Here is a 10,329-nt window from a genome sequence, read left to right as displayed (position 1 = left end):
CTCAATCGAAGGAGCCTCCTCAAAATCCGGGGCGGTTCAGCAGATGAACCGAGACGCCTTTCTGTGGGGACGCCGTACGGTCGTTGACCATAATGCGGTTGAGCGCATGTTGGCGAACCTCCAGGCCGACCACGACGCAGGACTCTCGCCTGCAGTCATCGACGACTTGGACAAGGCCATTGAGTGGCGCACGCGCTTCTTGACGGACTATCAGAACGAGGCCTATGCCGCGCAATACGCCAGTTATGTGGAGCATGTTCGCAGCATCGAGGATAGCAGCTTCCCAGGTCGCACCGATCTCACGCGCGCCGTAGCGAAGTACTACTTCAAGCTGATGGCCATCAAGGACGAGTACGAGGTGGCTCGCCTCTACACCGATACAGGCTTCCTGCAGAGCGTCGAGCGCAAGTTCGAAGGCGATTTCAAGCTGGTGTTCAACCTGGCTCCGCCAATCCTCTCGAAGCGAGACTCCGCAACCGGCGAGCCCAAGAAGCGCGAGTTCGGGCAGTGGGTCATCCCCGCGTTCCGGATTCTGGCGAAGCTGCGTTTCCTGCGTGGAACGACCTTTGACGTCTTTGGCCGCACGGAGGAGCGCCGAACGGAGCGCGCTCTGATTGTGCAGTACAAGTCTATGGTCGACCAAGCGTTGTCGGTCATCGCCTCCACGCAAGACGCCGGTCACTACGACGCGGCAATCAAGCTGGCGAAGCTGCCGGACGGTATCCGTGGATATGGCCATGTCCGAGCGCGCGGAATCGCAGCTGCTCGTGAGCAGGAGAAGGTACTTCTCGAGACGCTTCAGCGTCGAGTCATAGCGCTGAAGAAGGCGGCGTAGGATTTTCCAAGCGGGTGATTGAGATGCCGCCGGGGTTGAATTCCTATGATGAAGGTCGACTATTTCGAACTGTTGGGCATCGAACTCGGACCCTTCGTCGATGCCACGCTGGCTGAGCGCGTAAGCACAGAGGCACGCAGGGCGCAGCAAGAATGACATGCGCTTCAGCTCTTCTACGCGTGCTTTCTCGTACCTTGTATCGCGCGAAGGAGTGGCTCAGCAGCTCGACGTATTCAAGGAAACACTGGGCAATGCAAGGAAGGAGCTCAAGGCATCGCATGTTCGCGACGCCGGGCAACGTCGCCGCCATGGTCGCGAAGGCCCTGACCCTGCCCGTCGATGTGCTGATGCTCGACCTGGAGGACGGAGTGCCGAACGGCGACGATTCGAAGCAGCGCGCGCGCCGTCACCGGCGATGCGCTGCGTTCGCATGCCGGCGCCGGGCGGCGAGAGATCTCGGGCTTGTCAACGGGCCGCGTACCCGGTGGTCGGTGAAGACATCGCCTTCGTAGCCGGGCTGGCGATCCCGATCGTCGTGATCCCGATGGTCTACGACGACGCCGTTCTGATAGGCAGCGGTAGGGACCGCTGTTATGGGTCACTTTGCACGAGCGAGCATTCGTGCGTAGTCACTGGCTTCGGCGGGACGCGGATTGGTCATGTGCGAATGGTCCTGCAGCGCGCCTTCAACAATGCGTGGAAACATGGATTCACTGACGCCCATTTCGCGCAACCTCGTTGGCAGACCCAGACGACGGTTCATCGCAGTGATGGCATCGCCGACGGAAGACGAATCGGCCAAGCCCATGGCGTGAGCCAGGCGGGCGAGCTTGTTCTCGTTCCTGACCGTGGTCGCTGCCTCGTTGAACTCGATGACGGCGGGCAGGAACACGGCGTTCAGCATGCCGTGATGCAGGCTCGGATCGAGGCCGCCGAGCGAATGGCTGAGGCTGTGCACGCACCCGAGGCCTTTCTGGAACGCCATCGCGCCCTGCATCGACGCCGACATCATTTGCAGGCGTGCTTCGCGGTCGTGCGGCTCGCGTGTCGCGCGCTCGATGTGCGCCCATGCGCGCCATAGTCCGTCCAGCGCAATGCCGTCGGCGGGCGGGTTGAAGGCCGGGGCCATGAAGGTCTCGATGCAGTGCGCGATCGCGTCCATGCCGGTCGCAGCAGTGAGCCTCGCCGGCAAGTCGAGCGTCAGGTCCGGGTCGCAGATGGCCACTTTCGGCACCACATGCGCCGAGATCACGGCCACCTTTCGACCGTCGTCGAGGATCAGCACTGCACCGCGGCCCACCTCGCTGCCGGTGCCGGCCGTGGTCGGAATCGCGATGACCGGCGCCGTTGCTGCGGTGATCCTTGCGAGGCCGCCTTCGATCATCGCAAAGCTCTTCAGCGGCCCTTCATGCGTGCCGCAAACGGCAACGCCCTTGGCCAGATCGATCGAAGAGCCGCCACCTACCGCGATCACGCCGTCGCAGCGCTGCGCGAGGAACAGCGCGACGGCGGCGCGTACCGCCGCTTCGTTCGGGTTGGAAGGCGTTTGATCGAACACCGCGACGGCGCTGGCGTCGGCCAGTCGTGCAAGCACGCGATCGACCAGGCCTGCCGCGCGCACGCCAGCGTCCGTGACGACCAGGGGACGCCGGATGCCGATGCGCTCGCACTCCTGCGGCAGCATGTCGATGGCACCGAAGCCGAATTGGACCGACGTGATGTAGTTGATCGGGGAGACCATGGTTCGAACCTTTGTGGAAGGGGGTATGGACGCCTACTGGCCGAGCACGTACTTGGGCAGCCAGGTGACGACCTGCGGCGCAAAGGCGCAGATCAGCAAGCCGAGCCCCTGCAGCGCGATGAAGGGCGGCGACGACTTGTAGATGTCCTTCATCGTGATGCCCTTGGGAGCCACCGAATTCAGGTAGAACAGGTTGTAGCCGAACGGCGGCGTGAGATAGGACATCTCAAGATTGATGATCAGCATGCCGCCGTACCACAGGGGATCGAATCCGAGCGCCACCACGATGGGCAGGAAGATTGGCGTGGTCAGGAAGATGATGCCGATCGGGTCCATCACCATCCCGAGCAGGAACAGGATGACCATCATGATCGTCATCACCACCCAGGGCGAGAGGTCCGTACCGATGAGCAGGCCGCGCACCAGCTTGTCGCCGCCGATGCCGGCGTAGACCGATACGAAGACGAGCGACGCAATGGCGATCCAGATCACCATCGACGTTGACTTCAGGGTTTCGCGTGCCGCGTCTGCGATGTCGCCCCAGCGCAGGGTGCGGCGCGCGAAGCCGATCACCATGCTGCCGACCGCGCCGACCGCCGCTGCTTCCGTGGGGCCTGCGATGCCGGTGAACATCGCACCCAGCACCGCCAGGACCAGCAGCGCCACGGGCACGATGCCCAGCAGGCTTGCGATGCGATCGCGACCGGTGATGCGGGCGCGTTCCTCGGCCGGCATCGCAGGGCCTGCCGCCGGGTTGAGCCAGCACTTGAGCAGCACGTAGGAGATGAAAAGCGAGGCGAGCAACAGGCCCGGCATCAGCCCGGAAAGGAAGACCTGGCCGACCGAGAGATTCGCGAGGCCGCTGTAGACGATGCCCAGCACCGAGGGCGGAATGAGCTGGCCGAGCGCGCCGCCCGCGAGGATGGTACCCATCGACATATGCTTGTCGTAACCGCGCGCGAGCATCGCCGGCAGCGCAAGCGAACCCATGGCCAGCACGCCCACCGCGCTCACGCCGCTCATCGCCGCGATGATCGTGCAAGCCAACACGGTACCGACCGCAAGGCCGCCGCGCAGCGGGCCGAACAGCACATGGATCGCGTGATACAGGTCGTTGGCAACGCCGGCCTTGTTGAGGATGCCGGCCATGAACATGAAGAACGGAATCGAGACCAGTGTGTAGTTGAAGGTGGCGCTCTTCACATGGCCCGCCAGCAGGTGCAGCGCCATCGGCCCCCACTCGAAATAGCCCACCACCACGGCCACGCTGCCGAGCGCGAAGGCCAGCGGAACGCCCAGGAAGATGAGCGCGAATAGCGACCCGAACAGGACGGCCGTGAGGAGTTCGACACCCATTGATTGATACCCAGTGGAAGAGAGAGTCAGCCGACGACGCCGCTGTCAGGCTTGGCCGCGTGTGCAGGATCTACATAGGCGCGCACGATCAGCGATACCGCCTGCAGCAGCATGAGCGCGGCGGCCACCGGCGCGGCGGTGAGTACGGGGAAGATGTAGGGCGCCCACGGACTCTCCGCGCGCTCGCGGCTGGCGATGGCGTCGAACGCCTGTTCGCCGGTGAACCACAACAGCACTGCGAGATAGAAAATCGTGACCACCAGGCCGATCACATCGGCCCGGCGGCGGGCGCGCGGCTTCAAGCCGAGCAGCAGCAGGTCGACCCGCACGTGCCCGCCGTGCAGCAGCGTGTAGCCGCCGCCGAGCAGGAAGTAGAAGCCGAACAGGATCTGCACCGATTCATTGACCCAGACCGTCGGGCTGTTGAACGCGTAGCGTGCCACCACCTCGATCATGGTGATGAGCAGGCTGGGCAGGATCAGCAGGGCTGCCAGGCGGCCCACCCGATCGTTGAGGCGATCGATCGCGTCGCAGAGTTGCCGCATGGGGGAGTCTGGCCAACGTCAGTTCGCGCGGTATCCGAGCTTCCCCAGGAACTTCAGCTGCGAGTCGAGCTTCTCGGCGTAGTCCTTCGATTCGACGGCGTACTTGTCCTTCATGACGGCCAGGCGCGCGTTTTCCATCTTGCGCATCTCGCTATCGGGCCATTTGACGAGCGTGACGCCGCTCTTCTCGAGCTTGACCATCAGCTCTTTCTCCTCGGCCACCGCCGAGGTGTTGTAGTCCATGCTGGCGACCTTCAGCGCCTCTTCGATCTTGGGCTTCAGGTCGACCGGCACCTTGTTCCACGCGGCCTGGCTCACGATCCAGTCGGACGTGCCCCCGCCCGAGTACGACGGCACCGAGACGAACTTCGCCACCTCTTGCAAGCCGAGGCCGTAGTTCACCGGCATGGTCGTGAACTCGACGGCGTCGACCACGCCGCGCTGCAGCGCGGTGTAGACCTCCTCGCCGGGCAAGGCGACGACTGATGCGCCGAGCTTGGCAAAGCCGTCGGCGGCAAGGCCCGCCGCGCGCACCTTGAGGCCCTTCAGATCGTCGACGCCCTTGATCGGCTTCTTCGACCAGATCTGCTCGCCCAGCAGGGGCGAAACGCCGAGGAAGTGCATGTTGTGCCGCGCCACGATCTTGCGCATCAGCTCCGAGCCGCCGCCCTCGTAGAACCAGTTGTAGCCCTGGAGCGGATTGACTTCGGCCGGCCATTCGTTCACCGCCTTGAGCGCCGGCTCCTTGCCGCTGAAATAGACAAGGTAGGTGTGGCCGACGTCGAGCGTGCCCTTGCTCACCGCATCGACGACAGTGGCGCTGCTCATCAGCATGCCGGCCGGAAACGTCTTGACTTCGACGCGTCCGCCGGTTCGTTGATTCACTTCCTTGGCAAAGCGTTCGACGAGATTCTTGTATTCGGTCGTTCCGGCGCCGGCGACACTTTGCAGGCGCCAGGTGATTTCGGCGGCATGTGCGCTGAATTGCGGCAGCGTGAAGCACGCAGCTGCAAGGCAGGAGGAGACGAGGGCGCGGGTGTTCTTGGACCGGTTCATGGGTACCTCATGTATTCAGTTGATGGAGGACGAGGACAGAAAGCGCAGGGCTCAGGCTGCGACGCAGAGTTGCTCGAGACGCACCATCGCTTCCACGAGGTCGCCTTCCGAAAGCCGGCATTCGAAGTTGCGGATGTGCGGTGCGGTAAGGGTGAGCGCGGCAATCGTGGTCAACTGCCGCGCAGAAGGCGCGGCAAGGCCGAGCTCGGGCAAGCCTGTGGGCAGACCCACGGCGCGGTAAAAGTCGAGCTGCTCGGCCATGAAGGCATCGGAGCGCTTCTCAAGCACGAACTGGACGAGCAACGCATAGGCTACCTGGCGACCGTGCAAGGCGCCTGCAGTTTCCGGCACGGCCGTCAGGCCACGCGTCATGGAATGCGCGACCGACAAGCCGGTGCCCTCGAACCCGATGCCGGCCAGCAGGATGCAAGCTTCGACGAGCGCCTCGAAGGCCGCGTTGGGCGAGCGGGCACGCGCTGCGGCCAGGCCGGCGACCGCATGACGACGCACGATGTCGTCGCACGTCTCTGCAAGCTTTGCCGCGAGCAGCGTCGCCTGGCCGCCGAACAGGTTGAGCCCGCCAGCGCCGATGCACTGCGCCGCCTCGTAGCGCTTGACGATCGCGTCGCCGATGCCCGAGACCAGCAACTCGACGGGCGCCGCAGCGAGGATCGCGGTGTCGACCACGACCGCGTCCGGGTTGCGCGGCAGCTTTTCGACGCTCAGCAGACGGTGATGCTGGTCGTAGAGCAAGTAGACGCGGCTGGTGGGGCCGTCATTCGAGGGCGCAGTCGGCAAGGTGATGAGCCGCGTGCCGAGGGTGTGCGCCACGGCCTTCCCCGCGTCGACACCCTTGCCGCCACCCGCGGCGATCACCACCTCCGGCTGCCACGCCTGCTGGGCGCCGGCCATGCGTTCCACACTGGCGGGCGTGAGGTCGCCGGTGAACGAGACGGACGAGAATGCGAGCCCACTGGTTTCGATGCTTTGCCGCACGCGCGGCGCGAACAGGCGCTCGACGGCGGCGTCTGAGACGAACAGCACGTTCCGGCCCAGTCCTGCAGCGATGTCGCCGATATGCAAGGACGCGTCCGGCCCTTGTACGTACAGCGCAGGCGCGCCGAGGATTCGAGGGGTGTCGCCCATCGTTCAGGCCTCGACCGGAACGGCCACACCGGCTATCTCGCATGAGTTGGCGGGCTCCGAGACGGTGGCGCGCTGCATGTCGCGCTTCCAGCGCAGGTCGTCGAACTCCGTGCCGCGGTGCATGGTGCAGCGGTTGTCCCAGATCAGCAGGTCGTGCTGGCGCCAGCGGTGGGTGTAGACAAACTGCCGCTGCGTGGCGTGCGCTGTCAGCGTCTCCAGCAGCTCGGCGGCCTCGGCGTCGGGCAGGCCGAACACTCGGCCGGCGTGCGACGCCAGGTAGAGCGACTTTCGGCCGTTCTCGGGAATCGTGCGCACCATGACTTGGGGCACCGGCGGCAGCGCGGCGCGCTCCTCGTCCGAGAACGCGGTGAAGCCCAGCTTGGCGCGCGAGGTGAAGATCGAATGCTCCACGATCAGGCCGTCGATGCGCTTCTTCATCGTCTCCGGCAGTGCGTCGTAGGCCGCGCGCATGTCGGCGAATTCGGTGTGGCCCCCGATGGGCGCTACCGTGCGGCCGTACAGCAGCGACGCCTTCGCAGGGATCTTGCGGAAGGTGCTGTCCGTGTGCCACAGGCGGTTACCCAGCTGGAACATGCGCTGGCGGCTGGTTTCGCCCCAGACCTTGTTGTCGGCGTCGAGGTTGGAGACATCGGCGATGTCTTCGCGAATGCGCAGTGCCTCGTCGGTGCGGTGCTTCTGGATGGTGGTTTCCAGCGGGCCGAAGATCGTCGCGAAGTCGACGTGCTGCTGTTGCGTCATCGTCTGCTGCGGAAAGATCAGCACGGCGTACTTCCAGAACGCCTCCTTGATCGCTTCCCGGTCTTCGAGCGACAGCGGCCGCGACAGGTCAACGTCGCCGACTTCGGCCACGAAGTTGGATGCAATGGGGTAGATGCTCAGCGCCATGGTCTTGTCTCACCTCGTGTTTGCGATGCAATCTTTTGCGTGGAACATTAGTGGAACACGACTGGCATGCCAACGATTTCAGGACAAACCCTTGGTCGCTCATCTGCGTTCGGACGAGCCGCCTTTGCGAAAGGAGGGGAGGGCGGTGCCTCGAACTAAGGCCCCGGGTTCGACGCGCCCGGAAGCGTGGCCTTGGCGAACGCAAGCATGTAGTCGATCAACTCGTCGGAGGCCTTGCCGGCAGCCTCCGCATCGCCCAGAACGACGGCCTTGGCCACGGTCAGATGCAAGCGCGCCGTATCGAGCAACTGCCGATCCTCATGCAGATGACAGAACCAGAATCGGCGCGAGACCGAATGAAGTGTCGTGGCGATGCCTGCAGCGACCGAGTTGCGTGCACTGTAGGCCACGCAGCGGCTGCGCTGCGCATCGAGCCGCAGGAAGGCCCGCACATCCGAGTGCGCCACGGTTTCCTCGATGGCTTTCGCCAGGGCTGCGATGGCCTCTCGCTCTGCTGCGGTTGCACGTTGGGCCGCAGACCGTGCGATCAGGCGGTCGACCTCGCGCCGGGTCTCGAGCACCTGAAACTGCAGGCCCACATCGACAGGCGTCACCACCACGCCGCGCCTTGGCATGATCTGCACCAGATACTCGCGCGAAAGGCGATGCAATGCCTCGCGGATCGGCGTGGTGCCGATCCCGATGCGGCGGCTCAGGATCGCTTCTGACACCACCTCGCCCGGCGCGAGCTCCGCTGTGACGATCATCTCCTCCAGCTGCCGATACGCGTCTTGCATGAGCGTTGTCGCAGCCGCGCTGTCCTGCTCCGTCACGCGCCTCTGCACGGCCACCGCAGACTTCATGACTTCAGTGCCGGCTGTCGCCGTCGCCGCCTTCTTCATACCTGCCACGCCTCCTCTGGTTTGCCGGCTCCGAAGGGTGCCGGACAGGCGGCGATTTTGCCCCGGTGCGCGCCGGGGCGGCTTGACGCGACCTTGCCATCGCTATAGTCGCCGGCTTGGTCGGCCGCACGATGCTGCCGATATCCTGGGCATAAGCAAAAGGCGGAAATGACGATGGCGAGCGCTGCGGACAGCGGGATCAATACAGGCGGCACGGCGGTCAGCCCCTCCAGCGACGGATCGCAGAACACCCTGACAAGCGAAGCGTATCGACGACTGGAGGAGATGATCGTCACGCTGGAACTGGCACCCGGTTCCGTTGTATCGGAGGCCATCCTGAGCCGGCAGATCGACATCGGCACCACGCCGATCCGCGAGGCATTGCATCGCCTTTCGCGCGAGTATCTGGTGCAGATCATGCCCAGGCGCGGCGTGGTGGTGACGCCGGTCGATGTGCGCTTGCAGTTCGAGATTCTCGAAACGCGACGCGAGTTGGATCGTCTTCTCGCCGCAGCGGCGGCAAGCCGCGGCAGCAGCGCAGACAGGGCGGCGATCCAGTCACTGGTGTCGCCGACCGAACAAGCGGCAGAGGCTCTGGATATCAAGGAGTTCCTGCGCCTCGACGCTCAACTCAACCTGCTGCTCGCGCGCGCGGCGCGCAACACCGTCGCGGCCGAAACCGTCGCGAGGCTCCATTCGATATCCAGGCGCTTCTGGTTCTTCCACGTCGATGTGCCGCGCCATCTGCCGGTCACGGCCCGATTCCACGTCGAAGTCGTTCGGGCTGTTGGTGCGGGCGACGCCGCCAGCGCGGCCCAGGCGTCCGATCGCCTGATCGACCACCTCGTCGAATTCGCAAGGCAGACGCTGCCACACGCCTGAATTTCGGGCTGGTGCTGGCGCGCCGCCGGTTTCGCCGCCGGACTCGGGTTTACGAGCTTGCCAACTGGACATTGTGGGCAATTTTGTTGGAATATTGCTGGCATGCCAGTGATATGCCAGAATTCTCCGGCCCCTGCGATGGCTTGATCTTCAAGGCAGCAGGCGAGCGCTCCGTCCACTGTCCACCCTGAGGAAATATGGAACAAGCTGAAATCGTCGCGCGACCCGTAGTCACGAAGCTCAACCCGGCGCTAGGCGCCGAAATCACAGGAGTCGACCTTTCCCTGCACCTGGATCCTGAGCAGATCCGGGAATTTCGCGATTTACTGGATACCTACGGCGTTCTGTGCTTTCGGGACCAGAAGCTCAGCGAGCAGCAGCAGATTGCCTTCACCGAGCAGTGGGGGGCGCTGGAAGACTTTCCGGAGGAGAACAAGACCGTCGCCGCGTCGACCGTCTACAACGTGGCCAATGTGTCGGCACAGGGCGAGCATCTTCCCGAGACCGACCATCGCGTGATCTTCCAGAAGGTCAATGCGCTGTGGCATACCGACAGCTCCTATCGCTATGTGCCCGCATACGCCTCGCTGCTGTATGGCATCGAAGTGATGCCCGACGATGCCGTAGGAGGACGCACGGGCTTCTCCAATATGGTGCTGGCCTACGAAGCGCTCCCGGACGACTTGAAGACCAGGATCGAGCCGTTGCACATGGTCCATTCGTATGAGCACGGCCGCCGGATGTTCGCTTCGCTGCCGCCGCTCTCAAACTTCGAGAAGAACGCCGTACCCCCGGTCAGTCATCCGCTGGTGCGAGTTCATCCGGATGGTCGTCGCTCGCTCTTCATAACCGCCAACGCGGGCAACGAGATCAGCGGCATGCCACTGGAGGAAGGCCAGGCCCTGCATCGCCAACTGGTCGAGTGCCCGGCGTCAACTATTCTGAGCGGCGAGCGTCAAT

The 10,329-nt window shown here is 64.2% G+C and carries 11 protein-coding genes; 4 read left to right on the top strand and 7 right to left on the bottom strand.

The genetic code is table 11. From position 1 onward, the window contains the following. Together APY03_RS42525 and APY03_RS17160 are read left to right on the top strand one after the other, a co-directional pair. Positions 1–835 (top strand): DUF6537 domain-containing protein (locus APY03_RS42525; RefSeq protein ID WP_332307390.1); only part of this gene is annotated, 835 nt, incomplete at its 5' end. A gap of 278 nt (positions 836–1,113) precedes the next feature. After that, positions 1,114–1,347, top strand: a complete 234-nt coding sequence (locus APY03_RS17160) for an aldolase/citrate lyase family protein (RefSeq protein WP_068678388.1) — start codon at positions 1,114–1,116, stop codon at positions 1,345–1,347. An 86-nt stretch (positions 1,348–1,433) separates the two neighbouring features. Here APY03_RS17160 and APY03_RS17155 read toward each other — a convergent pair whose 3' ends face one another. The 7 genes from APY03_RS17155 to APY03_RS17125 all read right to left on the bottom strand — a co-directional run bounded on the left by APY03_RS17155 (position 1,434) and on the right by APY03_RS17125 (position 8,487). After that, the gene (locus APY03_RS17155) at positions 1,434–2,576 is read right to left on the bottom strand and encodes an iron-containing alcohol dehydrogenase (protein WP_068678386.1); all 1,143 of its coding nucleotides are present in this window, start codon (positions 2,574–2,576) and stop codon (positions 1,434–1,436) included. 33 nt (positions 2,577–2,609) lie between these two features. Continuing rightward, positions 2,610–3,932, bottom strand: a complete 1,323-nt coding sequence (locus tag APY03_RS17150; RefSeq protein ID WP_068678385.1) for a TRAP transporter large permease — start codon at positions 3,930–3,932, stop codon at positions 2,610–2,612. Positions 3,933–3,958: 26 nt separating this feature from the next. Then, a complete protein-coding gene (locus APY03_RS17145; RefSeq protein WP_068678384.1) occupies positions 3,959–4,477 on the bottom strand; it encodes a TRAP transporter small permease subunit in 519 nt (172 codons plus the stop codon). A gap of 18 nt (positions 4,478–4,495) precedes the next feature. Next, positions 4,496–5,533, bottom strand: coding sequence for a TRAP transporter substrate-binding protein (locus APY03_RS17140; protein WP_068678383.1), 1,038 nt, complete (start codon positions 5,531–5,533; stop codon positions 4,496–4,498). Positions 5,534–5,584: 51 nt separating this feature from the next. Further along, positions 5,585–6,679: a glycerol dehydrogenase gene (locus APY03_RS17135; RefSeq protein WP_068678382.1), complete on the bottom strand. Its 1,095-nt coding sequence runs from the start codon at positions 6,677–6,679 to the stop codon at positions 5,585–5,587. 3 nt (positions 6,680–6,682) lie between these two features. Further along, the gene (locus tag APY03_RS17130) at positions 6,683–7,585 is read right to left on the bottom strand and encodes a TauD/TfdA dioxygenase family protein (RefSeq protein WP_068678381.1); all 903 of its coding nucleotides are present in this window, start codon (positions 7,583–7,585) and stop codon (positions 6,683–6,685) included. Between the two features lie 155 nt (positions 7,586–7,740). Continuing rightward, entirely contained in the window at positions 7,741–8,487 is a 747-nt protein-coding gene (locus APY03_RS17125; RefSeq protein WP_068678380.1) for a GntR family transcriptional regulator, read from the bottom strand. 168 nt (positions 8,488–8,655) lie between these two features. Here APY03_RS17125 and APY03_RS17120 point away from each other — a divergent pair, with 168 nt between their 5' ends. Both APY03_RS17120 and APY03_RS17115 read left to right on the top strand, forming a co-directional pair. Further along, positions 8,656–9,369 carry a GntR family transcriptional regulator gene (locus tag APY03_RS17120; protein ID WP_083944427.1) on the top strand — a complete coding sequence of 238 codons (714 nt, stop codon included), beginning with the start codon at positions 8,656–8,658 and terminating at the stop codon, positions 9,367–9,369. 197 nt (positions 9,370–9,566) lie between these two features. After that, the coding region (locus APY03_RS17115; protein ID WP_068678379.1) for a TauD/TfdA dioxygenase family protein at positions 9,567–10,329 on the top strand (763 nt) is incomplete at its 3' end.

This window comes from Variovorax sp. WDL1 (genome assembly GCF_001541225.1).
GTDB lineage: Bacteria > Pseudomonadota > Gammaproteobacteria > Burkholderiales > Burkholderiaceae_C > Variovorax.
This window is presented reverse-complemented; position numbering and strand designations above follow the sequence as displayed.